The sequence below is a fragment of the Streptomyces sp. NPDC034043 genome, assembly GCF_055575675.1.
In genome coordinates, this window is record NZ_JBVISF010000006.1 from 154,376 (window position 1) to 177,570 (window position 23,195).

Genomic DNA, 23,195 nt, shown 5'->3' on the forward strand with positions numbered 1-23,195 from the left:
GCGGTCCCGGCCGGTCGAACATACGATGGGCTGGAACCGGCGCGTACGGCGGCTCGCCGTGCCGCCTCCCGGAGCACTCGGGGTGGAGACCGTATGGCGCAGCCCGTCGGGACCGCGCGGACCGTCATCCTGACCGTGGACGACGACCCGGGGGTCTCCCGTGCCATCGCGCGTGACCTGCGCCGCCGGTACGGCTCCGGGTACCGGATCGTGCGCGCGGAGTCCGGCGAGTCGGCTCTGGAGGCGCTGCGCGAGCTCAAGCTGCGGGGCGATCCGATGGCGGTGATCCTCGCCGACTACCGCATGCCCCGTATGAACGGCATCGAGTTCCTCGAACAGGCGCTGCACGTGTACCCGGGCGCGCGGCGCGTGCTGCTGACCGCGTACGCCGACACGAACGCCGCCATCGACGCGATCAACGTGGTCGACCTCGACCACTACCTCCTCAAGCCCTGGGACCCGCCGGAGGAGAAGCTGTACCCGGTCCTTGACGATCTGCTCACGGCCTGGCGCTCCAGCGACTACCGCCCGGTCCCCGCCACCAAGGTGGTCGGGCACCGCTGGTCGGCGCGCTCCTCGCGGGTGCGGGAGTTCCTGGCCCGCAACCAGGTGCCGTACCGCTGGTACGCGTCCGACGAGCCGGAGGGGCTGCGGCTGCTGGCGGCGGCGGGCGCCGACGGGCGGCGGCTCCCCCTGGTGGTCACCCCGGACGGCACCGCGCTGATCGAACCGGAGGCCGCCGAGCTGGCCGCCCACGTGGGGCTGGCGACGACACCGGCCGCCGAGTTCTACGACCTCGTGGTCATCGGCGGCGGCCCGGCCGGGCTGGGCGCGGCGGTGTACGGGGCTTCCGAGGGGCTGCGCACCGTGCTGGTCGAGCGGTCGGCGACCGGTGGGCAGGCCGGGCAGAGTTCCCGCATCGAGAACTACCTGGGCTTCCCGGACGGTGTGTCGGGGGCGCAGCTCACGGAACGCGCCCGCCGCCAGGCCGCCCGCTTCGGCGCCGAGCTCCTCACGGCGCGCGAGGTCACGGGCCTGGAGGTCAGCGGTCCGGCGCGGGTGGTCCGCTTCTCCGACGGCTCGGCGGTCGCCGCGCACAGCGTCATCCTGGCGACCGGTGTCACCTACCGGCAGCTGGGCGCACCGGGCTGCGAGGGCCTGACCGGCTGCGGGGTGTACTACGGGTCCTCGCTGACGGAGGCGTCCTCCTGCCTGGGGCAGGACGTGTACGTGGTCGGCGGTGCCAACTCGGCGGGGCAGGCGGCGGTGTACCTGGCGCGCGGCGCGAAGTCGGTGACCCTGCTGGTACGCGGGGAGTCGCTGACGGCGTCCATGTCGTACTACCTCGTCCAGCAGATCGAGGAGACGCCGAACATCACGGTGCGGACCCGGACCGTCGTCGAGGAGGCGCACGGCGACGGGCACCTGGAGCAGCTGACGCTGCGGGACGTGGACAGCGGAGCGAGCGAACGCGTGGACTGCCCGTGGCTGTTCGTCTTCATCGGCGCGGCCCCGCTGACCGACTGGCTGGAGGGGACGGTGCTGCGTGACGAGCACGGCTTCATCCTGGCCGGGCCTGACCTCACACCGGACGGCCGGCCGCCGGCCGAGTGGGGGCTGGACCGCCCGCCCTACCACCTGGAGACCAACGTTCCCGGTGTGTTCGTGGCCGGTGACGCGCGCGCCCGGTCGGCGAAGCGCGTCGCGTCCGCCGTCGGAGAGGGTGCCATGGCCGTGATGCTGGTGCACCGGTATCTGGAGCAGTCGTGAACGGGCAGGGCGGCGGGCTGGTGATGCCCTGCGCGCCGCACGAGATTGCGTCCCTGTTCCTGTTCGAGGAGCTGTCCCCGGAGCAGCTCGGCCGTCTGTGCCGCGAGGGGCGGGTGGAACGGTTCGAAGCCGGCCCGGTGTAGACCGAGGGCGAGCCCGCCGCCTGCTTCTACGTGATGATCGAGGGCACCGTCGTCCTGTCGCGGCGGGTCGGCGGTGACGACGTCGAGGTGAGCCGCACCTCGCAGCGCGGGGTGTACGCGGGCGCGATGCAGGCCTATCTGGGTGACCGGGTGCCCCAGACGTACGTCAACTCCATGCGGGTGACGGAGCCGACGCGGTTCTTCGTACTGCCGGCCCAGTCGTTCGCGGACATCATGCGGGAGTGGTTCCCGATGGCGGCGCACCTGCTGGAGGGGCTGTTCTTCGGTTCGAGGAACACCCAGCGGGCCATCGGGCAGCGTGAACGGCTGCTGGCGCTCGGTTCGTTGTCCGCCGGGCTCACCCACGAGCTGAACAACCCCGCCGCGGCGGCCGTGCGGGCCACCGCGGCGCTGCGGGAGCGGGTCGGCAAGATGCGGCACAAGCTGGCCCGCATCTCCCAGGGGCAGTACGCGCGTGAGGCGATCGCCGACCTCATCGAGATCCAGGAGCGGACCGTCGAACGCGTCGCGAAGGCACCGGCGCTGAGCCCGATGGAAGCCTCCGACCGGGAGGAGGAGCTGGCCGACTGGCTGGAGGACCACGGCTTCCCGGACGGGTGGCGGGTGGCACCGGCCTTCGTACAGGCCGGGCTGGACACCGACTGGCTGGAGCAGGTCGCGGCGGCCGTGGCCGGGGAGCTGCTGCCGGCGGCGATCGGCTGGCTCAACTACACGGTCGAGACCGAGCTGCTGATGGACGAGATCGACGACTCCGTGACCCGCATCTCCCACCTCGTGGACGCGGCCAAGCAGTACGCGCAGCTCGACCGGGCCCCGCACCGGGTGGTCGACGTCCACGAACTCCTCGACAGCACCCTGCTGATGCTGTCCGGCAAGATCGGGCCCGGGGTGCGGGTGGTCAAGGACTACGACCGCTCCGTGCCGGACGTGCCCGCCTATCCGGCGGAGCTCAACCAGGTGTGGACCAACCTCATCGACAACGCCGTGTCCGCGATCGCGGACACCGGCGGCGACGGCACCCTGACGGTCCGTACCGCGCGGGAGGGCGACCGGCTGCTGGTGGAGTTCCGCGATACCGGCCCGGGAATCCCCCCTGAGATCCGCAGCCGCATCTACGACCCCTTCTTCACCACCAAACCGGTCGGCGAGGGCACCGGGCTCGGCCTGGACATCTCCTGGCGGATCGTGGTCAACAAGCACCACGGCAGCCTCCAGGTGGAATCCGTCCCCGGCGACACCCGTTTCCAGGTGCTGCTGCCGCTGACCGCACCCGACACCCCCGAGGAGACCGTATGACCGGGATCGACGGAATCGACCCTGCCGTCCCGCCCTCCGGCACCGGCTGCGTCGAATGCCAGGCGGTGGACGGCTGGTGGTTCCATCTGCGCCGCTGTGCCCAGTGCGGGCACATCGGCTGCTGCGACTCCTCACCGGCGCAGCACGCCACCGCCCACTGGAAGGCCACCGGCCATCCCCTGGTGCAGAGCTTCGAACCGGGCGAGGACTGGTTCTGGAACTTCGACACGAACTCCCTGTACGAGGGCGGGCCCCCGCTGGCCCCGCCGACGGAACACCCGCCGACCCAGCCGGTCCCCGGTCCGGCCGACCGTCTCCCCCAGGACTGGACGACACGGCTCCACCGCTGACGGGCCCCGGGGGGGGAGGCGGGGTGAGGGACGGTCGTCGTCCCGCCGACGGGCCCGGGGACCGCTGGGGGGGCCAGTGGGCGCCGGGGGCTTGGGCCGGGCCGGGTCCGCGGGGAGGCATGGACGCGGCCGCGGGCCGTGCCTGCGGCGGGACGACGGAGCGGTGCCGTCTCGGCGGCCCGCAGGCCGCGGCCCCGGGAAGGGGGGCCGCCTGCGGTCGCCAGCCGCGGTGGTCGCCGGTCTGGCGAGACGTGCCGCCGTCATGGACGCGTGTGTCCCCGATTCCCGGGCCCAAACCCCTCTCCCTGGCGCGGAGTTCGGCCAGGCGCCGGGGAACGGCCCGGGCGGCTCCCTCGTCACCCCGCGGGTGTTCCGGCCGGCCGGTCGTGCCGGGCGGCGGCGAAGTGCACGTCGTACTGGTCCTGCGCGTCCAGCAGCACCTCGAAGGGCTCCTCACCCCGCCGCACCCGCCCCAGCGCCCGGAAGTAGCCGAAGCGGTCGGTGCCCGGCGTCAGGAGCACCAGCAGCTCCGCCCCTGCCCCGGGGCGGCGCCGAACGCGTGCACGGTGCCCGGCGGGACCACCACCAGGCCGTCTTCCGGCACCGTCTCGGCGCGTGCTCGGCCTCCTCGGGCCGTACGCCGAACGGCTCGAACGGCCCGCGCTGGGGCCCCGCTTCACCACCCTGCCCGAGACCCTTGCTTCCTTCGCCTCGGCCGCCGAGCCCTCGTGGACGGTGTTCTACGAGGTGACCGGCCTGCCCGACTTCCCCGGGGTCACGGTGCGGCCCCTCGCCGGGCCCGGGCCGACCACCTGGCCGGCGGTCCCGGACGGCCCGCGCCGGCCGGGCAGGCCCCCCCCGGGGCAGGGCCGGCGTCAACCGCGGTCGTCACGCCGGCCGGGGTGCGGCGCGGGGCCGGGGGCCGGGGCGGGGGCGGCCCGGCGGCGGGTCAGGCGGTGCCACCAGTGGTGGCGGCGCGGGTGCACCGCCCGGCCCATCCGGCGGCCCAGGAGGAGATAGCCCAGCAGCGCGCCGGCGGTGTTGAGGAGGAGGTCGTCCACGTCGAAGGCGCGGCCGGTGACCAGGGCGCCCTGGATGAGTTCCACGAGGGTCATCACGACGGCCGTCACCGCAGCCACCCTCAGCAGCCCGCGCGCCTGGGGAAGCAGGACCGGGAGCAGCACCCCGAAGGGAACGCCCAGCAGGACGTTCCCGCCGAGCTGTTCGGCGGCCTCCCTGAAGGACGCGCCGTCGAGGTACGGGCCGATCGAGGCGCCCGGGCGGGTGTTGCTGTGCGCGATCCCGGCCGAGGCGGCCGAGGGCTCCAGGGTGATGCGCGCCAGGGCCAGGCTGAACAGGACGGTCCCGGCGAAGGCGGCCAGCATCGCGAGGGCCCGTAACACCGGGCGGGCGGGGGGCCGGAGCGGGGGAACGGGCTCCCGCGCGCCCGCCGCCCGCTCGGCACGCTCGGCCCGCTCGGCCCGCTCCGCCCGTTCTGCCCGTTCTGCCCGTTCTGCCCGCTTCTCCCCGCGCTCCGCCCGTTCCGGCCGCTGCCTCCGCTTCGGCCGGCGCAACGCGGCTAGCCTTCCGCGTACGTCCATGGACCGCTCCCTCCTTAGTGACCCGCTCCTGCCGTGCAGGCCCGTGTACCCCGGGGCGGGGTGCCGACGCGTTCCGCGCCGGCGGGCGGCGGTCCGTACGCGCGGCCGGCCGCTTCAGCCGGCGCGTGCGACTCCACGGCCGGGTGCGCTCATGTCCCCGGTGGCGGGCACGCCGTCGGCGAGGCCGTAACGGAGGTACACGATGCCGTTCGGGCCTGCCGCCGGGGGTTCGAGGAGCCTGAGGCTGGCGGCCACCGTGCCGTTGTCGAAGACCTTCTTCCCGACGCCGAGGACGATCGGGTGCAGCCAGAGGTCGAGACGGTCGAAGAGCTTCTCGCGCAGGAGGCTCTGTACGAGGTTCAGGCTGCCGACGACCTTCACGTTCCGGTGCCGGTCACGGATCTCGCGTACCGCGTGGGCGAGGTCCGGGCCGAGCCGGGTGGACCCGGCCCACGACAGGTCGGGCCTGCCGCGGGAGGCCACGTACTTCGGAACGCCGTTGAAGAGCCTGGCGATCTCGTCGGCCTCGCCACCCTCCTGGTGGGGCCAGTGGGCGGCGAAGATGTCGTAGGTCCGCCGGCCGAGCAGGAGGGCGTCCGTCCCTTCGTAGGCGGCCGCGATCTGCGCCCCGGCGACCTCGTCCAGCAGGGGCGCCTGCCAGCCTCCGAACGGGAACCCCACCGGGTCCTCGTCGGGGGCGCCGGGCGCCTGCCCGACGAGGTCGAGGCTCGCGAACAGCTCGATGCGGATGAGGCCCATGGCGTACCCCCCTGTGAATCGGTCGTCTCCGTCAGGAGATGGACCGCCGGGAGGCCGCGGACTCATCGCCCCACCGGGACCCGGCCCACCCGGCCGGGCGTCAGCCGCGGGGCCGGAGCGCCGGTCCGGCCGGGCGGCGTACCCGTGGTCATGGAACCGGACGGACATCCGCCCGCCGGGGGTGGCGTTCACGCCCTTGATCTCGTACATGATGATCACTCGGGTGCCGGTGTCCGCCTCCCGAGGGACCGGCCCCCCTGGTTCGCCGTTCCGCTCATGTTGGCCGAAACCCGGGCTCCCTGGCGCCTGCCGCCCTGACCTAGCCTGCGGACCGGACCGGGACGATGTCGGGGGGACGCACGTGACGCAGGAGCCGCAGGCGCACGGGCAGGACGGGGCGGACGCCGGCCTCGACACGGTGGTCTGGGGTCGTTGCCGCGCGGGGACCGGCTGGTTCTGGATGGCCCGCCACACCGCGTGGGACGGCTCCGTACGGCGCACCGCGCACGGGTGGAGCGGGAATCAGGACGACGCGATGCGCGCGGGGGCGGCCGCCGCCCGGGACCTGGCGGCCGGCACCCGCGCGCAGGTGTTCCTGCGGCACCGGGCCGCCGAGTGCGCGTTGCAGGTGCTGCTGGAGGACGGCAGCGCCCCGGCCGGCCGGGAACCGGCGTGCGCACGGCTCGCCGCGTCGCCCGCCGCCGCCCGGTGTCCCGTCAGGTGCCGGCCGGGGCCGCCGCCCGGGAGATGACCACGTCGAGCAGGGCCAGCAGCGAGTCGCGGGCCTCCCTGCGGGACCGGGCGTCCAGCAGGAGGACGGGGGTGGCGGGGTCCCTCAGGTGGAGTGCGGCGGCGATCTCCGCGGGGGTGTACGGCTGTTCGCCGTGGAAGCAGTTCGCGCCGACGACGAACGGCAGCCCCCGGCTCTCGAAGAAGTCGATCGCCGGGAAGCCCCGGTCCAGGCGCCGGGTGTCGACGAGCACGAGTGCCCCCAGGGCCCCGTGGAGCAGGTCGTCCCACATGAACCAGAACCGCTCCTGGCCGGGGGTGCCGAACAGGTAGAGGACGACTCCGGCGTCGGCGAGGGTGATCCGGCCGAAGTCCATCGCGACGGTGGTCAATGTCTTGGACTCGATGCCGTCGAGGTCGTCCACGCCGATTCCCGCGCTCGTGAGGCGCTCCTCCGTACGCAGCGGCTCGATCTCGGAGACCGATTCGACCAGGGTCGTCTTGCCGACTCCGAATCCGCCGGCGATGAGGATCTTGACGGGGGACGCTCCTGGGGTGGCGAAAGCGTCGGGAGTGTCATATCCGGGCAAGGTTGTCCCTGATTTTCATGAGCAGGTGGACGTTGGTGGTCTCGGCGCCCTCCAGGGGCGGCCGGTGGTGGACCAGCCCGCGGTCCACGAGCTCGCCCAGGAGGAGCGTCATCGGTGTGAGGCGCATGTGCATGCGAGCGGCGATCTCGGCGACCGCCAGTCCGCCCGGCCGCGCGCACATGGTGAGGACGGCCCGCCATTCGGTGGCCAGTCCGGTGTGGGCGTCGTCCGCGGCGACCGCCGCCACGATGGTGGTGTCCATGGTGAGGGCGGTCTGCGGGGCGGCGGCCGTGCGGCCGTCGGTCAGCGCGTACAGCCGTGTCCGGCGGGGGCTTCGGCGCTGCGGCTCCTCGGGCATTACGCGGTCGGCGGGGACGTGCGCTCGGGGGTTCCCAGCCACTCGCCGAGCGCCTGCGCGGTCCGTACGGCCTCGCCGCCCAGTTCTCCGAGCCGTGCCTTGCGGGAGGTCACCACGATGAGCGTGCTGCCTTCTCCGCATCCGACGACGCAGAGGTACCGGTCGTCCATCTCCACCAGCTGCCGGATGACCCGCCCGCCGTCGATCTCCCTGGATATCGCCTTCATGGTGGCGGCTATGCCGGAGGACGCGGCCGCGATGCGCTCGGCCCGGTCCCGGTCGAGCAGGTAGGCGCTGAGCTTGATCCCGTCGTTGGAGAGGAGCACGGCCCCTTCGATGCCGGCGATCCTGCTCAGGTTGTTGTCCAGGATGCCGTAGATCATCTCACTGGCTGTCGTCGTCATGGCTGATCCGCTCCGAGCTCTGCTTCCACTTTCCTGGTCCCCTCTTCGTAGTCCGCCCAGGCGTCGGCCACCTCTTCGGGTGTCGCCGTGTCCCGGCCGGTGTCGGGCTCCGGGGCGCGGGGCCCTCGGAGCTGCCGGGTGAGATGGGTCTGCGGGACGCGCTCGGGCAGGGCGGGCCGGGCGTCGGCCGGCCCTGCCGGGCCGGCGGGCCGCGGCCGTCCGGGCCGCGGGGGTACGGGCACCGGGGCCGACGGGGCGCCGGCGTCCGGCGCGGGCTCGCGTACCGGCAGGCGTACGGGGGCGGGCACGGCGGCCGGCGCGGGATGCCGCTCGGGCGGCGGTGCGGGCTCCCCCGGCGCGGGGGCGTGCCCGTGCCGCTCGTCCCCCGGGGTGGCGGGCGCCAGCAGAGCGCTCGGCAGGATCACCACGGCCGCGGTCCCCCCGTACACGGAGCGCCGCAGCGTGACCCGGGCCTCGAGCTGGTCGGCGAGGTGGCCCACGACGAAGAGGCCGAGCCGGTGCGCGTTCTCGGCGAGGACGGAGTACGGCGGTGCCGAGTGCAGGCGCTCGTTCATGGCCTCGTAGCCGGCCGGCGAGACGCGCGGTCCGCGGTCCTCGATCTCGACGGAGAGTCCGTCGGCCACGAGTTCGGCGCGGACCACCACCTTCGACCGCGGCGGCGAGAACCTGGTCGCGTTGTCCAGGAGCTCCGCCAGCAGGTGGCTGATCTGGCTGATCGCGTGCGGCCGCACGCTCGCCTCGTCCAGTGCCTGGCGTTCGATCCGGCGGAAGTCCTCGACCTCCGCGGCGGCCTCGCGCAGCAGGTCGGCGACGCGCATGGGCTCGGTGTGCGGGTCGGGGACCTCGCCGCCGGCGAGGATGAGCAGGTTCTCGATCTGGCGCCGCATCCCCACCGTCAGCTGGTCGGATCGCATCAACTGGGCCAGGAGCGCCTCGTCGTGGCCGAAGGTGTCCTGGATGTCCTCGGTCAGGCTCAGCTGCCTGCTGACCAGGTTCCCGGCGCGCGCGGCGATGCCGGAGGCGAACAGGCCGAAGCCGTGGCGTTCGGCGGCGAGCTGCCGGTGCCCGTCGACGGACACGGCGACCACCCGGGCGAAGGCGTCGGCGATCTGCCCGACCTCGTCCTCGCGCCCGCGCACCGCCGGCAGCGCCTGCGTGCCGACTGCTTCTCCGCGCTGGAGCCGGGCCACCACATCGGGCAGCGTCTCCTCGGCGATGGCGACGGTACGGGTGTGCAGGCGGCTGAGCCGCCGCAGGACGGACCGGGTGGTGAGGACGACGACCGCGGTGACCAGCAGCAGGGTGGCGCCGCTGGCGCCGACCAGCCAGTAGACCTCGGTCTCCAGCGCGGTGGCCTTGGCGTCGGCGCGGGCGAGTACGCTCCGGGCCCGGTCGGTGTTGAGTTCGGCCAGCCGCGGTGCGAACGCGTGGTGTGCGGCGGGCCAGTCGGCGACGTCGGCGGGGAGCTTGGCGCCGGTCGCGGTGTCCTTGTGGTTGGCGACGACCGCGTTCTCGACGCGGAGCTTGGTCTGCCAGGCCTCGGAGGCGGTGAGCTTGTTGAACGAGTCGAGTTCGGCGGGCGGGAGGTACGGCACGATCCAGGTGTCGTACAGGTACCGGTGGGTGCCGACGGCGTTGAGGAAGTCGGAGAAGCCGGTGGCCGCCAGCTCACGGGAGGGGCCGGCCAGCGCGAGGGCGGTGTCCTCGCGCGCGACCATCTCGGTGGCGGAGAACAGGGCGACGGCGGGCCTGCTCTCCTGGGCGAGTTCGGCGTCCTCGGCGTGGCTGAATTCCTCCTGGTAGGCGCGGATGATGTCGTCGATCACACCGGTGTAGTAGCCGACCGCCTGTTCGACACTGCCGTTGTGGGCGTCGACGCGTTTGCGGTACGAGGCCAGGAGGTCGAGCCGCCCGGTCACGGTGGCGAGGTGTCCCCCGCCCGGCCCGGACCGATGCGTCGCGTCCTCACCGGCGCCGCCCGAGAGCCGTCGGAGCTCCGCCGCGGCGCGGTCCGTCGCGGCCCGCCTCTCGCGCAGGGCGTCATCGGCCACGGACGAGCCCGACCAGCGCGCGGCCGTCACCGCGCGCTCGGCCTGCAGCTCGGTCATCAGCCTGACCAGCGGCATTCCGGTCCGCTGGCCGGCCTTCACATCGGCTCGCAGGTGCTCCGACTGGGCCAGCAGCCGCTGGGCGGTCACCGTGACCTGGGCACCCATCGCCACGGTCGGTACGACGGCCATGCAGACCAGCAGCGTGCGCAGGCGTACGGTGCGGCGGCGCCGGACGGGCGGCGGGCTCGGTGGTCCTTCGGGTGCCATCGCAGACATCGGTCCTCGGGAGCGGCGGAGAGGGGGACGGGCCTGAACGAGGGCGTGCCGGAACTGCCTGCACGGCCCTGCGGGGTGAGGATGCCGATCATATCCAGCCAGTCCGAATAAACGGAGACCTTACTTCCAAGCCTTTGCGTGGTAGGAGCGCCGGCAGCGGCGTTCGTGGCGTCCGCGGTCGTGGCATCGGGGGGCGGCCCCGGGGGAAGGCTGGTCGCGATCGGTACGGGTCGTCTCCGGAGGAGCGTGGTGGCATGCGCGGTCTGACGTTTGTCGTGGGTACGGGCCGCAGTGGGTCGACCGCACTGTCGGGAATCGTCAACACGCATCCGGATGTGCTCAGCCTGAACGAGCTGCTGTCTTCCGTGCAGAGCCGCGGCTTCCCCGAAGGCGTCCTCACCGGTGGCGAGTTCTGGCGGCTGCTGGCCGACCCGAATCCGGTCTTCGAGCGGATGATCCGCAGCGGGGTGCCGATGCCGGAATTCCTCTACACGCGCCGTCCCGGACGCTTCGCGACCTCGACCACCGGTATCCCCGCCCTGTCGCTGATGGTGCTCCCGCACCTGACCGACGACCCGGACGGCCTGTTCGACGAGCTGGAGAAGGAGGTGCGCGGCTGGCCGGCCCGCACCGCCGCCGGTCATTACGAGGCACTGTTCGGCCTGCTGTGCGCCCGGACCGGGGCCACGGCGGTGGTGGAGCGGTCGGGCTATTCGTCGGACCGGGTTCCGCTGTTGCGCCGGGTCTTCCCGCGGGCCCGCTTCGTCCACCTGTTCAGGGACGGGCCCGACTGCGCGCTGTCCATGAGCAGGCACACGGGCTACCGGCTGATCTTCCTGCTGCGGGACATCCTCGCCCGGACGGGAGCCGCGCGCGTGGAGGACCTGACGGAGGACCAGGTCCGCTCCCTGCCGCCCGAGTTGTCGCAGCTGCTGGCCGAGCGTTTCGACTCCGCGTTGGTGCTGGGCCGCGAGCTGCCGTCGTCGGGGTTCGCGGCGCTGTGGTCCGAGATCGTCGTACGGGGCGTGGCGCACCTCGGCGAGGTGCCCGCGCCCCTACGGACCACGCTCTCCTACGAGGACCTCCTCGACCGGCCCCTCGAGGAGCTCACGCGGCTGGCCCGCTTCATCGGCGTCGAGCCGCTCCCCCAGTGGCTCGACGCGGGCGCGGCCCGGCTGGACGCCGGCCGGCGGGGCGCCTCGCTGCGCCTGCCTCCGGCTGAACTCGCGGCCCTGCGGGAGGGTTGCGCTCCGGGCACGCGCGCGCTGGAGGGCAGCCGGGGGTAGCGGGTACGGGCGCGGCCGGCCGCCGTGTCACGGCCGGGCGGGCAGGCGGTGGAGGACGACGTCGCGCAGCGTCCCGTACTCGGCGGTGAGGGTCAGGAAGGTGTGGTGCGGCTGGCGCCGGCGGTCGGTCGGCGAGCCGGGATTGAGCAGGCGGAGCCCGCCCGGGGCCGTGGAGTCCCACGGGATGTGGCTGTGTCCGAACACCAGGACGTCGGCGTCGGGGAAGCGGGCGGCGCAGCGCCGCTCGCGTCCGGCCGCCGGACCGGTCTCGTGGACGACCGCGAAGCGCAGGCCGCCGAGCTCCGCCCGGGCGATCTCGGGGAGCCTGGCGCGCAGCGCGGGGCCGTCGTTGTTGCCGTGGACGGCGATCAGGCGGCGCGACCTCGACTCCAGCAGGTCGAGGGTGGCTTCGTCGGTCCAGTCCCCGGCGTGGATCACCGCGTCGGCGTCGTCGACGGCTGTCAGCAGGGCTTCGGGCAGGCGTCTGGCCCGCGCCGGTACGTGCGTGTCCGAGGTCAGCAGGAGCCTCACGGGCCCACGGTACGCGCCGCACCTCCGGGCGCCCGCGTCGTCGGCGCGGCCGTGCGGGTGGTTCCGGCCGGTCCGGTGCCGCACCGCGACGCCCTGACCGCCGTGCCGTGGGCGCGTACGGGAACCCCCTGGCGCCGGCCGGTGGCACCCGGGGGCCTGCGTGCCCGCGGGGCGGTCAGGGCCGCGGCGCCGGCGGTGTCCAGCCCGGGTCGCGTCCGCTCAGGCCGACCGTCCGGTCCAGCAGCGGCGCGTCGTCCGGTACGGCGACGACCGGGCCGAAGATGCCGTCGCCGCGGTCGTCCTCCTGGGCGGCCTCGAGCAGGAAGGCGTGCGAGGCCCGCAGCGCGGACGGGTCGGGGGCGTACTCCTGGCCGGTGGCCCGGGCCAGGTCCCAGCCGTGGACGACCAGTTCGTCGACCGTCACGGCGGCCGCGACGGCGCCGGGCAGGTCCACGCCGCCCGCGCGGGTCATCCCGGTCCACGCGGCGGGATCCCGCCAGGCCCGCGCCAGTTCGTCCAGATCCCCCGGCAGCCGGTCGCGCCAGTCGGCGGGCAGCCCGGGCGCGGAGGCGTCCGGGGGCGTGTCGGTCGTGGGACCGAGGTCCTTGCGGGCGGCGTCGCGGAAGGCCGCGGTCAGGCCCGCGAGGTGGCCCAGCAGGTCCCTGACCGCGTACCCGGGGCACGGGGTGGGGCCGGTGAGCCGGGCCTCGGGGACGCCGGTGACGAGACGGGCCACGACGGCCGCCTGCGGTCCGAGATCGAGCATCTCCGTGCCGGTCATCCTGCGCTCCCTCCGGGACGATCACCTGTGAAGGGTAGACCCGCGCCCGGGCCGCGGCTCATCGGACATGCCCGCGGACGGCCGGCTTCCGTGCGGCCGGGCGGTGGCGCGGGGTGGCCGCGTCCACGCGGATCACGGTCCGCCCGGTACGTCACCCGGGACGCCGGCGTCCGGGGCGGGGGCCGGGCCCGTACGGCGGAAGGCGGCCCGGTAGGTGCTCGGGCGGTGGCCGGTGTGGCGGGCGAAGAGGGCGGCGAAGGTACCGGCGTCCCGGTAGCCGACGGCGGCGGCCACGGCGGCGACGGTGCGGTCGGTGGTCTCCAGCAGGCGGCGGGCGCGGCGGACGCGGGAGGCCTGCAGATGGGCCAGCGGGGTGCGTCCGGTTTCGGCGGCGAAGCGGCGCAGCAGGGTGCGGGTGCTGACGCGGAAGGCGTCCGCGAGCGCGGTGAGGTCGTAGGGCCGGGCCAGGTTCTGGTCGAGCCGGCGCATGACCCGCTGGGAGAACTCCCGGCCCGGTTGCGGCAGGAGGGCCGGGTCGACGTACGGGGTCTGGGAGGTCCGCGTGTCGCCGAGGAGCGCCACCCGGGCGGTGGTGCGGGCCACCCGGGGGCCGTCGTGCCGGCGGATCAGGTCCAGCGCGAAGTCGTACATGGCGCTGAAGGCGGCCGTGGTCGTCACGCCCGCGTCGGTGACGACCAGCAGCTCGGGCCGCACGTCGGCGGCCGGGCAGCGCCTGGCCAGTTCGCCGGCGTGCAGCCAGGAGGTGGTGGCCCGGCGCCGGTCGAGGAGCCCGGCCTCGGCGAGCAGGAACGCGCCGACGCAGAGGGAGACGACGGCGGTGCCGGCGGCGGCCCGCGTCCGGATCGCCGCGACCTCGGGGGCGAGCCCGGCGAGCCGCGCGTCGAGGTCCGCGTCCGGGGGCAGTTCGAAGCCGGGCACCACGAGGACGTCGACCTCGCGCAGGGGGTGCACGTCCAGGTTCGCGCCGCCCGAGGCGGTGACCCGGCGGCGGGGCGAGACGACCGACACCCGGTAGCCGGGTGCGTCCGGTCCGGCGACGTGCCCGGCCATCGTCAGCAGGTCGGGGACGCCGAACACCTCGGACGCGAAGCAGCCCGGGTACGCCAGGACCCCGACCCGCAGCGCGACGCCCGGTCCCCCGCCGTCCCGCTGCTGCCGCGGCGCGTCCGGTGCCGCTCGGTCCTGCGGCTGCCGCACCGTCTGCGCCATCGTTCCCGTCCCTCCCGGTGTACGCGGCCCCGCGCCGGCGGCCGCGTACCGGTCGCCTCCCCCACGCGTGGCGAGATTACCCGCGGTCCCGGCGATCCCGCCCCTCCCCCGGCGGCCGGTCCGGGGGCGAGCCTGGCCTCATGAGCGACGACGATCCGATCACCGACTTCACCCGCCTGAACGTGGCCGTGGAGGGGGTGGAGAAGACGGTGTACGTCGCCGGGGCGGGGCCCGGCGTCGTGGTGCTGCCCGAGATGCCGGGGATCAGTCCCGATGTCCTGCGGCTGGCGCGCTGGGTGCGGGACGCGGGCTTCACCGTCCACGTGCCGTCCCTGTTCGGCAAGGACGGTGCCTTCCCCACCGTCGAGGGCGGCCGGGAGGTCGTCCGCCGCGCCTGTGTCAGTGCGGAGTTCCGTGCCTTCGCCGGCGGCGGCACCAGCCCGGTGACGCTCTGGCTGCGCGGCCTGGCGCGCCGGGTCCACGGCGCGTGCGGCGGGCCGGGGGTGGGCGCCATCGGGCTGTGCTTCACCGGCAACTTCGCCCTCACCATGGCCCTGGAGCCGGCGGTGATCGCCCCGGTGGTCAACCACCCGTCGCTGCCGCTCGACGACCCCGGCGGCCTCGAACTCGACGCGGCGGACGCGCTCGCGGTGCGCGACCGGCTCGAACGCGACGGGCTCACGGTCCTCGCGTACCGCTTCGCGGGCGACCGCTGGTGCACGGGGCAGCGCTTCGCCGCCTACCGAGCACTGCTCGGCGACTCCTTCGACGGGCGCGTCCTCCCGGACACCGCCGCCAACCCCTCCCCGCCGCCCTTCTTCGCCGACCTGGTCGGCACCCCGCACAGCGTCGTCACCGCCCATCTCGTCGACGAGGCCGGCCACCCCACGGTCCGGGCCCGCGACGAGATCCTGGCGTTCCTCACCGACCGCCTCTACCGGCAGGACGGCACGCTCCCGCCGCCCTCCGGCCGGCCCGGGCCGGAAAACCGGTAGGAGGGTCGCCGCCCGTTGACTAGGGTGGGGCGCACCGTGACAGGACGTGAGGAGGTGACACCCATGAAGGCTGTATCGACGTGGGTGCTCCCACCTTCCGTCACGGTGGACGACTGACTCAGGTGTCGTCGGGAGCGCCTCTGCAACCAGGCACTCCTGAAAGGCGACACCTATGAACTCAGTGATGGTCGACCGGGTGACCGGGTCCCAGTGGCGGGCGGTGGCCGACGGCCGGACCGTGGGCCACGGCGATGTCTCGCGGCGGCCCGACGGGCGGCTCTTCGTCAGCATCGACGTATGGCAGGACGCCGCCTTCGGCCGGCTCGCCGCCGCGATGCTGGAGGACCTGCCGGCCCCTCTCCACACGCTGGTCGGCGAGGCCGACCCCGGCCTGCGTTCCCGGTGGGAGCGGGCGGGCTTCACCGCCGCACGCCGCGAGGGGGAGTACGTCCTGTCCACCGATCCGCGCGAAACGGGGCTCGACAGCCTGCGGGCACCTGACGGCGTGACGATCCTGCCGGGTGAGGAAGCGGACGAAGGCCTGCTGGTGGCGCTGGACCTCGCGATCCGCGAGGAGGTCGAGGCCGGCGCCGGATGGCGGACCATGCCGGCCGAGGTACTGCCACTCTCGGCCGGGCCGGTACCGCTGGACCCGTCGCGGTACACGGTGGCGGTCCGCGACGGCGCGTACGTGGGGCTGGTACGGGTCGCCCCGGTTCCCCGCCGGGCGCGGATCGGACTGGTCGCGGTGCGGGCCGGTCAGCGCCGCCGGGGCGTCGGCCGGGCCCTGCTGGCGCACGCGCTGGGCTCGTTGCACCGCGCCGGAACCGGTTCGGCCTGGGCGGAGGCCGACGAATCCAACACCGCCGCGCTCGCGCTGCTCGAGCACATCGGCGCCCGGCGGACCAGCGGCATCGTGGAGCTGGTGCGCACCTGACGTCATGCCGGAGCCCACCGGCCCCCCATCCACATCCAGATTCACATCCCGATCCGAGGAAAGAGGGACATGGCTCGAACGTCCAAAGGCCTGGAAGTCGAGGGCACCGTCATGGAATGCCTGCGCAACGCCACCTTCAAGGTGGAGCTGCAGAACGGGCACCAGGTGCTCGCGCACATCAGCGGGAAGATCCGCAAAAATTACATCAGAATCCTCCCCTTCGACCGGGTGCTCGTCGAAGTCAGCACGTATGACCTGACCCGCGGCAGGATCCTGTACCGGTACCGGACCTGAGCGGCGTGAGGCGTGCGCCCGGGCCCGCCCCGGGCGCACGCCTCGGCCGGCGCCGCTCGAGCCGGATCCGACCCAACCCGCCCTGGATTGAAACTTGTTGCGATGCGGTGCCACCGTGAAGAGCCGGGGCCGCGGCTCTTGTCGTGCCGTCCGCGTTCCCCAATGATGCTTCCGGCGCACCCGCCGGCCCGGCCGGGATCCGCGCTCCGTCGACCCCCGACCCGCCGGAGGCCCGCTGTGCGGACGAGTCATCAGGTCCGGAGATCGTTCGTCACCGTCGGCGCCGCTCTCGCGCTGGTGGTCGCCGTACCTCAGGTGGCCTTCGCGGCTCCGCCCCCGGCGCTGCCCGCCAACGCCGAGGCCATGGAGGTGGCCTTCCAGCCGGCGTACGACTACGACACGGACGGCTGCTACCCGACGCCCGCCATCGGGCCGACCGGGGTGCTGAACGGCGGCCTCAGCCCCACGGGCGCGCTCAACGGCAACTGTCACGACGCCTCGGACCTCGCCAACACCAACGGCTACTCCCGCTCGGCGTGCAACAACGGCTGGTGCGTCGTGGTGTACGCGCTGTACTTCGAGAAGGACCAGGCCATCCCCGGCATCAGCCTCGGCGGCCACCGCCACGACTGGGAACACGTCGCGGTGTGGATCCAGGACGGCGAGGCGAAGTACGTCGCCACCTCCGCCCACGGGGACTTCAACATCCACACGCGCGACCAGATCCGCTGGGACGGCACCCACCCCAAGATCGTGTACCACAAGGACGGCGCCGGTACGCACTGCTTCCGCCCGGCGAACTCCAACGACGAGCCGCCCGAGAACCACTCGCGCGCCTGGCAGTTCCCCGCCCTGGTCGGGTGGTCGGGCTACCCCGCGACGCTCCGCGACAAGCTCAGCCAGGCGGACTTCGGCAGTGCCCACTTCGGTCTGAAGGACGGTTCCTTCTCCGCCCACCTCGCGGAGGCCAAACCGGCGGGCATACCCTTCGACCCCAACCAGTGGGCGGGGAGCCGGGGATGACGGCGCCGCCGTGCGTTCAGCGGGGAGGGAAGTCGTCCCGGGCGAGGGCGTAGACGGTGCAGGGCCGGCCGAGGACCGTGTCCTCGCGGAGACGGGTGAATCCGAGGCGCCGGGCGACGGTGGTGGAGGCGGTGTTGCCGTGATGGATCATGGCGGTGATCTGCTGGAGGCGCAGGGTCCCGAAGCCCCATTCCAGAACCGCCCGGGCCGCTTCCGTGGCGTAGCCGTGCCCCCAGTGCGCCCGGGCGAGGGTCCAGCCGACCTCGGTCTCGTCGAACTCCTCCCACCAGTTCAGGCCGCATCGTCCGATCGCCTCGCCGGTGCCGCGCAGTTCGACCGCGCACAGTCCATGGCCGCGCTGGTCCCACTGCCGCTGTATCGCGGCCAGGCGCGCCGCGGCTTGCTCCGGGGTGTAGCTGCCGACGAACCGGTTGACCTCCTCGTCGGCGTGGAGGTTCACCCACCATGCGGTGTCGGCGTCGGTGAGGGGGCGCAGCCGGAGGCGTTCCGTGGTGATCACTGTCGTTCGGTCCTCAAGATCGTTGGGGTCGCCTTGACGTAACAGAGTGAGTTACGACTAGGGGGAGAGGGAGGCCGGTCCCACGGGACCGGCCCGGACGGGTCGTACGGCCGCTCAGGTTCGGGCGATCGTCGCCCTCGCCACGTCGGCGACGGTGACGGCGGCCAGTTCGGCCCTCATCGACTCCTCCGCGCGGTCGTACACCTCTCGCAGCACGGACGGGACGGCCCGCCCGACGGGGCACTCCTGGTTGGGCGGCGAGGAGTGCAGGGCGATGAGGGGCTCCGGCTCGACGGCGAGGTAGACGTCCCTCAGGGTGATCGATTCCGGAGCGCGGGCCAGCCGCCAGCCCGCGCCCTGCCCGCGCTGCGACTCCACCAGTCCTGCGTCACGCAGGCTCCCGAGGGCGCGGCGGATGACGACGGGATTGGTGTTGACGCTGATGGCGATCTGCTCGGACGTCACGATGCCTCCGGAGCGCCCGGGGCAGAACCGCGCCATCCAGGCCAGCGCGTGCGTGGCCACGGTCATGCGGCTGCTCGTACCCATGAGACCTCCCGTGCCCGGAGCCGTCGGCGCTTGTGTCGCAACCAATTCTGTTACGACACAGGTTCCGTGTCCAGCCCCACCGGAGGCGCCACGACCGGCTCGCAGCGGCCGGCAGGGGCGGTGGGGGTCAGCCGGCGCCCTGCTCGTCGACGATGTCGCAGTCGGTGTAGGCGGTCGGCCGGGTCATCAGCGCCGAGAGCGCCTGGGCCAGCTCGCTGGTCTCGGGGGCGTTGCTGTTCGCCGTGGCCGCCTCGTGGGATTCGAAGTGGACCACCGCGAGGTAGCGGTTGGGGTTGGCGTGGTCCTTGAGCAGGGTACGGGCGACGGGCGCGTTACCGCGCCCCTGCGTGCGGGCCCGCTCCTCGTAGGCGCGCAGCAGGTCGCGCACCTCGTCGATGCGTTCCGTCTCGAAGTCGATGATCTGCGCGAACTTCATGTCTGCGCTTCCTCCCGGGGCAGGGGGGCCTCTCAGGTGGCCTCCTGCCCCCAGCAAACACCGTCCCGCGCGGGGCACCCGGTTCACACGCTCGACGCCGCGGGCGAATGCACGAGATCGGCGGGGTGCGGGGGCACTCCCGGGATGCCGGATGATCGGGTGAGAGTGCGGATGCGGGGGCGGATGCGGGGGCGGATGCGGGGGCGGATGCCGAAACGACGCGGAACCGCTGCGTTTTGCGCCCCGGCGGCGCCCGGGCCACTCTCGGAAGGGTGTGGCGCCGCCGCGCGCCGCCGCCCGAGGGAGGAGCCACCCCATGGCAGGTGACGAGCGGGAACGCGGGACGCGCCGGGCGGCCCGCCGCGTCGGGAGGGTGACGAGCCATGACGGGTGACCTGTGCCTGGTCACCGGTGTGACCGGCTACATCGGCGGCCGCCTGGTGCCCGAGCTCCTCGACGCCGGATACCGGGTCCGGGCGCTGGCCCGCTCACCCGAACGGCTGCGCGACCACCCCTGGGCCGACCGCGCCCAGGTGGTGCGCGGCGATGTCACCGATCCGGACTCGCTGGACGCCGCCCTGCGCGGGGTGGACGTCGCCTACTACCTGGTGCACGCCCTCAGCGCCGGCCCCGGTTTCGAGGAGCGCGACCGGGCCGCGGCCCGTCTCTTCGCCGAGCGGGCCCGGCTGGCCGGCGTACGGCGCATCGTCTACCTCGGCGGCCTCACCCCCGGCGGGGCGTCCCCCGAACGGCTCTCGCCGCACCTGCGCTCCCGCGCCGAGGTGGGCCGGATCCTGCTGGACTCCGGCGTCCCGTGCACCGTGCTGCGGGCCGCCGTGGTCATCGGCTCGGGGTCGGCCTCCTTCGAGATGCTGCGGTACCTGACGGAACGGCTGCCGGTCATGGTCACGCCGAGCTGGGTGGGCACCCGGGTGCAGCCCATCGCCATCCGTGACGTGCTCCGCTACCTCGTCGGGAGCGCCGGCATGCCGCCCGAGGTCAGCCGGATCTTCGACATCGGCGGCCCGGACGTCCTCACGTACGAGGAGATGATGCAGCGCTACGCCGCCGTCGCCGAGCTCCCGCGGCGGCGGATCCTGCGCGTGCCCATGCTCAGCCCGGGGCTCTCCAGCCTCTGGATCGGCCTGGTGACGCCGGTCCCCCGGGCTCTGGCCCGTCCGCTGGCGGAGTCCCTGCGCCACGAGGTGGTGTGCGGGGAGCACGACATCGCCCGCTGGGTACCGGACCCGCCCGGCGCCCCGCTCGCCTTCGACCGGGCGTTGGCCTTCGCCCTCCAACGGGTCCGGGAGGCGCAAGTGAGCACCCGGTGGTCCTCCGCCTCCCTGCCCGGCGCCCCCAGCGATCCGCTGCCCACCGACCCCGGCTGGGCCGGCGGCAGCCTGTACACCGACCACCGCGGGGCCGAGGTGGCGGCCCCGCCCGCCGCGCTGTGGCAGGTGGTGGAGGGCATCGGCGGTGAGCACGGCTGGTACTCCTTCCCACTGGCCTGGGCCGTCCGCGGCTGGCTGGACCGGCTGGCCGGCGGTGCCGGGATCCGCCGCGGCCGCCGCGACGCCGCCCGGCTGCGGGTGGGCGACGCGCTCGACTTCTGGCGGGTCGAGGAGATCGAGCCGGGCCGGCTGCTGCGGCTGCGCGCCGAGATGCGGGTGCCCGGCCTGGCCTGGCTGGAGATGTACGCGGAACCCGACCCGGTGCACGAGGGCCGGTCCCGCTACCGGCAGCGCGCCCTCTTCCACCCGCACGGCCTGCTGGGCCACCTGTACTGGTGGGCCGTGAGTCCCTTCCACGCGGCGGTGTTCGGCGGCATGGCCCGCAACATCGCCCGCGCGGCCGAACAGTCCGGCGCCCTTCCCGGGACGCCCGCCCGGCCGCTCCGCGGGTAGCCGGGTCCGGCCGGCCGGCCGCGGCAGGGTGGTGCCGTCGGGGACGACCGCCGTCACCTGCCGCCCAGGAAGGAGCGGGCCGGGACGAAGACCTCGTGCCCGGTCGGGAAGCGGACCCGTACCCCGGACTCCGTCCAGGTCGTGGATTCGACGCCCTTGGCGCCCAGGGCGGTGTCGACGTCCAGCCAGTGCCCGTAGGACACGCCGGGTGACCTGCCGATCACCATCCTGTAGGACTCCCGTCCGGACAGGCTGTGCTGGTGCACCAGCGTCAGGAAGTGGGGCGACCCGTCGGAGTAGGCGATGGCCGAGGGGGCGGTACTGCGGTACGTCACCTCGGTCCGGGGCCACCACAGGACCGTCAGGACGGTGGCGGTCAGCAGGACGCCCGCCACTCCGCCCAGGAGCAGCCTGCCGAGGGCGGGCGTGCGGCGGGCCGGAGTGGTCGGGCCGGGTCGGTCGGGGATGGACGTGGTGATGGCGCTCTCCAGGTTCGACGATGCTCCGCACCGGTCGGCCGGAGATGGTTCCGCCAGGAGGACGCAGAACCGGGGGCGGTCGGTTGTGGGCGGGCCGGGCGGGGATGCCGGGGGCGGTGGCCATCGGGCGGATCGGGGTGCCGCTCCGGCCGGCGGGGCGGCGGGCCGGGCCCCGCCGGCGGCCTGCCGCCGCCGACGGCCACCTCGCCCCCGCCCACCTCGCGGCCGCTTCACCGCCCGGGTTGCGCCGCCCGGAGCCGGGACAGGAGCGCTTCCTGGCCGGCCGTGCCTTCCCGGATGGCCGCCGCCCGGTCCATCCGCCCCCAGCCCGCGCCGCTCTCGGCGTTCACCTCTTCCCGGGCGTCCCGGATCCCGTAATGCGCGAACAGCTGCTGCTCCTCCGCCACCGAGAGGACGCTGCCGCAGTCCAGCGCCGCGCAGGGGGCCCGTTCGATCAGGGAGACGGCGTACGGGAGCACCAGCCGCTGGTCCTCCAGTTCCGCGTGGCGCAACGGGACGAAGACGCCTCCCAGCCCGGAGGCCCGGTCGGTGATCCGGACCCATTCGGGCCTGCCGGTGGTGTCGTCCACCAGGACGTAGTCCACCCCGCCCACCCGCTGGCCCTGGTCCGTGTACGCCGTACACCCGACCATGGCCGTCACCTGCTCCTGCGTGATCATCGTTTCCCCTTGTCTTCGCGCCGTGCGCTGCTGTCACCGCCCGGCTACCCGTACTCGGCCCGGCGAAGCGGACGAGCCCGCTCCGTCCGGTGTACGGAAAACGGCAGACCGCGTCACGCGCTGTCCTGCGGAGGGGTGGGGTGCAGGCCGCGGCCCGCCGCCGGGCCGGCCAGGGAGGTGGGGGAAAGGGTGGCGGGCTCCTCTCCCGGCTCCAGCAGGGTGTCGGCGGCGCCGACGATCAGGGGGTCGGGGCGGCCGACGGCCCGGTCGTCCTTGTTGTCGTAGTCGACGCGCCACAGCAGGTAGCGCATCGCCGCCAGCCGGGCCCGCCGTTTGTCGTTGCTCTTGACCACCGTCCACGGCGCCTCGGCGGTGTCGGTCGCGCGGAACATCTCCACCTTGGCGACGGTGTACGCGTCCCACCGGTCCAGCGAGGCGAGGTCGGTCGGGGACAGTTTCCACTGGCGCACCGGATCGACCTGCCTGATCGCGAAACGGGTGCGCTGCTCCGCGCGGGAAACCGAGAACCAGAACTTGACCAGCAGCATGCCGTCCTCGACCAGCATGGCTTCGAAATCCGGGCACTGCCGCAGGAAGAGGGCGTGCTCCTCCTCCGTGCAGAAGCCCATGACCTTCTCGACGCCCGAGCGGTTGTACCAGGAACGGTCGAAGAAGACGATCTCTCCCTTGGCCGGGAGGTGGGAGATGTACCGCTGGAAGTACCACTGCCCCGCCTCCCGCTCGGTCGGCTTGTCGAGGGCGACGATCCGAGCGCCCCGGGGGTTGAGCCGTTCGGTGAACCGCTGGATGGTTCCGCCCTTGCCCGCGGCGTCCCTGCCTTCGCAGATCACCACCAGCCGGGCCCCTGAGGCCTTCACCCAGCGCTGCAGCTTCAGCAGCTCGATCTGCAGGACCCGCTTCGTCCTTTCGTACTCCTTCCGGCCGATCTTGCGCTCGTAGGGGTAGTTCTCGCGCCATGTGCGGATGGGAGCGCCGTCCGCCTCCAGCAGCACGGGCTGTTCCGGCTGGCTCGTGTCCACGCGCAAGCCCGCGAGCAAATCATCGGCCTTCGGTTCGTTCCGCATACCGTCCATGTCCCGTACCTACCCGGCAACGGCGCCCTCACGTGCACCAACGGCAATACCTCCGAGGGGGTGCGGGGAGTCCCTGCCGGGCGGTGC

At 73.8% G+C, this 23,195-nt stretch carries 25 protein-coding genes and 1 pseudogene; 10 read left to right on the forward strand and 16 right to left on the reverse strand.

The features are described from left to right. The first annotated feature begins 93 nt into the window (after positions 1 to 93). From ACZ51S_RS17070 to ACZ51S_RS17080, 3 genes and pseudogenes are all read left to right on the forward strand, one after another. Positions 94 to 1,770 carry an NAD(P)/FAD-dependent oxidoreductase gene (locus ACZ51S_RS17070; protein WP_468961274.1) on the forward strand — a complete coding sequence of 559 codons (1,677 nt, stop codon included), beginning with the start codon at positions 94 to 96 and terminating at the stop codon, positions 1,768 to 1,770. A gap of 23 nt (positions 1,771 to 1,793) precedes the next feature. Further along, a pseudogene (locus ACZ51S_RS17075) lies at positions 1,794 to 3,230 on the forward strand (ATP-binding protein). Further along, positions 3,227 to 3,580: a UBP-type zinc finger domain-containing protein gene (locus ACZ51S_RS17080; protein ID WP_468961276.1), complete on the forward strand. Its 354-nt coding sequence runs from the start codon at positions 3,227 to 3,229 to the stop codon at positions 3,578 to 3,580. The pseudogene ACZ51S_RS17075 and the gene ACZ51S_RS17080 overlap by 4 nt, the downstream one beginning before the upstream one ends. 356 nt (positions 3,581 to 3,936) lie before the next feature. On the opposite strand, the gene ACZ51S_RS17085 is transcribed toward ACZ51S_RS17080, so the two are convergent. From ACZ51S_RS17085 to ACZ51S_RS17095, 3 genes are all read right to left on the reverse strand, one after another. After that, entirely contained in the window at positions 3,937 to 4,101 is a 165-nt protein-coding gene (locus ACZ51S_RS17085) for a hypothetical protein (protein WP_468886017.1), read from the reverse strand. A 354-nt stretch (positions 4,102 to 4,455) separates the two neighbouring features. Further along, positions 4,456 to 5,181, reverse strand: a complete 726-nt coding sequence (locus ACZ51S_RS17090) for a VanZ family protein (protein WP_468961278.1) — start codon at positions 5,179 to 5,181, stop codon at positions 4,456 to 4,458. 114 nt (positions 5,182 to 5,295) lie between these two features. Then, positions 5,296 to 5,940: a dihydrofolate reductase family protein gene (locus tag ACZ51S_RS17095; protein WP_468961280.1), complete on the reverse strand. Its 645-nt coding sequence runs from the start codon at positions 5,938 to 5,940 to the stop codon at positions 5,296 to 5,298. Positions 5,941 to 6,301: 361 nt separating this feature from the next. Between ACZ51S_RS17095 and ACZ51S_RS17100 the strand changes: the two genes are divergently transcribed. Beyond that, positions 6,302 to 6,691, forward strand: coding sequence for a hypothetical protein (locus ACZ51S_RS17100; RefSeq protein WP_468474553.1), 390 nt, complete (start codon positions 6,302 to 6,304; stop codon positions 6,689 to 6,691). Here ACZ51S_RS17100 and ACZ51S_RS17105 read toward each other — a convergent pair. From ACZ51S_RS17105 to ACZ51S_RS17120, 4 genes are read right to left on the reverse strand one after another with little or no spacing between them, the layout of a single operon-like run. Further along, a complete protein-coding gene (locus ACZ51S_RS17105) occupies positions 6,657 to 7,259 on the reverse strand; it encodes a GTP-binding protein (RefSeq protein WP_388940584.1) in 603 nt (200 codons plus the stop codon). The genes ACZ51S_RS17100 and ACZ51S_RS17105 overlap by 35 nt on opposite strands. Beyond that, positions 7,246 to 7,617, reverse strand: a complete 372-nt coding sequence (locus tag ACZ51S_RS17110) for a DUF742 domain-containing protein (protein ID WP_468474554.1) — start codon at positions 7,615 to 7,617, stop codon at positions 7,246 to 7,248. Before ACZ51S_RS17110 ends, ACZ51S_RS17105 begins: the two co-directional genes overlap by 14 nt. Continuing rightward, positions 7,617 to 8,021 (reverse strand): roadblock/LC7 domain-containing protein, encoded by a 405-nt coding sequence (locus ACZ51S_RS17115; RefSeq protein WP_388940587.1) that lies wholly within the window; start codon positions 8,019 to 8,021, stop codon positions 7,617 to 7,619. The genes ACZ51S_RS17110 and ACZ51S_RS17115 overlap by 1 nt, the downstream gene beginning before the upstream one ends. Next, positions 8,018 to 10,369, reverse strand: coding sequence for a sensor histidine kinase (locus ACZ51S_RS17120; RefSeq protein WP_468961282.1), 2,352 nt, complete (start codon positions 10,367 to 10,369; stop codon positions 8,018 to 8,020). The genes ACZ51S_RS17115 and ACZ51S_RS17120 overlap by 4 nt, the downstream gene beginning before the upstream one ends. 254 nt (positions 10,370 to 10,623) lie before the next feature. Here ACZ51S_RS17120 and ACZ51S_RS17125 point away from each other — a divergent pair, with 254 nt between their 5' ends. Continuing rightward, positions 10,624 to 11,655: a sulfotransferase gene (locus ACZ51S_RS17125; RefSeq protein WP_468961284.1), complete on the forward strand. Its 1,032-nt coding sequence runs from the start codon at positions 10,624 to 10,626 to the stop codon at positions 11,653 to 11,655. A gap of 27 nt (positions 11,656 to 11,682) precedes the next feature. Here the strand turns inward: ACZ51S_RS17125 and ACZ51S_RS17130 are convergent, their stop codons facing one another. The 3 genes from ACZ51S_RS17130 to ACZ51S_RS17140 all read right to left on the reverse strand — a co-directional run bounded on the left by ACZ51S_RS17130 (position 11,683) and on the right by ACZ51S_RS17140 (position 14,197). Next, positions 11,683 to 12,186 carry a metallophosphoesterase family protein gene (locus tag ACZ51S_RS17130; RefSeq protein WP_468474557.1) on the reverse strand — a complete coding sequence of 168 codons (504 nt, stop codon included), beginning with the start codon at positions 12,184 to 12,186 and terminating at the stop codon, positions 11,683 to 11,685. Between the two features lie 175 nt (positions 12,187 to 12,361). Then, positions 12,362 to 12,967: a TIGR03086 family metal-binding protein gene (locus ACZ51S_RS17135; RefSeq protein ID WP_468474558.1), complete on the reverse strand. Its 606-nt coding sequence runs from the start codon at positions 12,965 to 12,967 to the stop codon at positions 12,362 to 12,364. Positions 12,968 to 13,099: 132 nt separating this feature from the next. Next, positions 13,100 to 14,197 (reverse strand): GlxA family transcriptional regulator, encoded by a 1,098-nt coding sequence (locus ACZ51S_RS17140; protein ID WP_468803276.1) that lies wholly within the window; start codon positions 14,195 to 14,197, stop codon positions 13,100 to 13,102. 140 nt (positions 14,198 to 14,337) lie between these two features. On the opposite strand from ACZ51S_RS17140, the gene ACZ51S_RS17145 reads away from it, so the two are divergent. The 4 genes from ACZ51S_RS17145 to ACZ51S_RS17160 all read left to right on the forward strand — a co-directional run bounded on the left by ACZ51S_RS17145 (position 14,338) and on the right by ACZ51S_RS17160 (position 17,446). Further along, entirely contained in the window at positions 14,338 to 15,192 is an 855-nt protein-coding gene (locus ACZ51S_RS17145; RefSeq protein ID WP_468886003.1) for a dienelactone hydrolase family protein, read from the forward strand. Positions 15,193 to 15,364: 172 nt separating this feature from the next. Further along, positions 15,365 to 16,129 carry a GNAT family N-acetyltransferase gene (locus tag ACZ51S_RS17150; protein ID WP_468474561.1) on the forward strand — a complete coding sequence of 255 codons (765 nt, stop codon included), beginning with the start codon at positions 15,365 to 15,367 and terminating at the stop codon, positions 16,127 to 16,129. A gap of 69 nt (positions 16,130 to 16,198) precedes the next feature. Beyond that, a complete protein-coding gene (infA, locus tag ACZ51S_RS17155; protein ID WP_467893112.1) occupies positions 16,199 to 16,423 on the forward strand; it encodes a translation initiation factor IF-1 in 225 nt (74 codons plus the stop codon). Positions 16,424 to 16,660: 237 nt separating this feature from the next. Then, positions 16,661 to 17,446: an NPP1 family protein gene (locus tag ACZ51S_RS17160; protein ID WP_468961287.1), complete on the forward strand. Its 786-nt coding sequence runs from the start codon at positions 16,661 to 16,663 to the stop codon at positions 17,444 to 17,446. Positions 17,447 to 17,462: 16 nt separating this feature from the next. Here the strand turns inward: ACZ51S_RS17160 and ACZ51S_RS17165 are convergent, their stop codons facing one another. The 3 genes from ACZ51S_RS17165 to ACZ51S_RS17175 all read right to left on the reverse strand — a co-directional run bounded on the left by ACZ51S_RS17165 (position 17,463) and on the right by ACZ51S_RS17175 (position 18,951). Next, positions 17,463 to 17,966, reverse strand: a complete 504-nt coding sequence (locus ACZ51S_RS17165; RefSeq protein WP_468474563.1) for a GNAT family N-acetyltransferase — start codon at positions 17,964 to 17,966, stop codon at positions 17,463 to 17,465. A 114-nt stretch (positions 17,967 to 18,080) separates the two neighbouring features. Then, positions 18,081 to 18,515, reverse strand: coding sequence for an Rrf2 family transcriptional regulator (locus ACZ51S_RS17170; RefSeq protein WP_468961289.1), 435 nt, complete (start codon positions 18,513 to 18,515; stop codon positions 18,081 to 18,083). A gap of 127 nt (positions 18,516 to 18,642) precedes the next feature. After that, positions 18,643 to 18,951 (reverse strand): hypothetical protein, encoded by a 309-nt coding sequence (locus tag ACZ51S_RS17175; RefSeq protein ID WP_468474565.1) that lies wholly within the window; start codon positions 18,949 to 18,951, stop codon positions 18,643 to 18,645. Positions 18,952 to 19,334: 383 nt separating this feature from the next. On the opposite strand from ACZ51S_RS17175, the gene ACZ51S_RS17180 reads away from it, so the two are divergent. Beyond that, a complete protein-coding gene (locus tag ACZ51S_RS17180) occupies positions 19,335 to 20,855 on the forward strand; it encodes an SDR family oxidoreductase (RefSeq protein ID WP_468961291.1) in 1,521 nt (506 codons plus the stop codon). Between the two features lie 53 nt (positions 20,856 to 20,908). Here ACZ51S_RS17180 and ACZ51S_RS17185 read toward each other — a convergent pair whose 3' ends face one another. The 3 genes from ACZ51S_RS17185 to ppk2 all read right to left on the reverse strand — a co-directional run bounded on the left by ACZ51S_RS17185 (position 20,909) and on the right by ppk2 (position 23,108). Further along, complete coding sequence (locus ACZ51S_RS17185; protein WP_468474567.1) at positions 20,909 to 21,250, reverse strand: hypothetical protein; 342 nt, start codon at positions 21,248 to 21,250, stop codon at positions 20,909 to 20,911. 314 nt (positions 21,251 to 21,564) lie between these two features. Further along, positions 21,565 to 22,014, reverse strand: a complete 450-nt coding sequence (locus tag ACZ51S_RS17190) for a PRC-barrel domain-containing protein (protein ID WP_388940608.1) — start codon at positions 22,012 to 22,014, stop codon at positions 21,565 to 21,567. Between the two features lie 113 nt (positions 22,015 to 22,127). Then, positions 22,128 to 23,108, reverse strand: a complete 981-nt coding sequence (gene ppk2 / locus ACZ51S_RS17195) for a polyphosphate kinase 2 (RefSeq protein WP_468474568.1) — start codon at positions 23,106 to 23,108, stop codon at positions 22,128 to 22,130. Positions 23,109 to 23,195 lie beyond the last annotated feature (87 nt).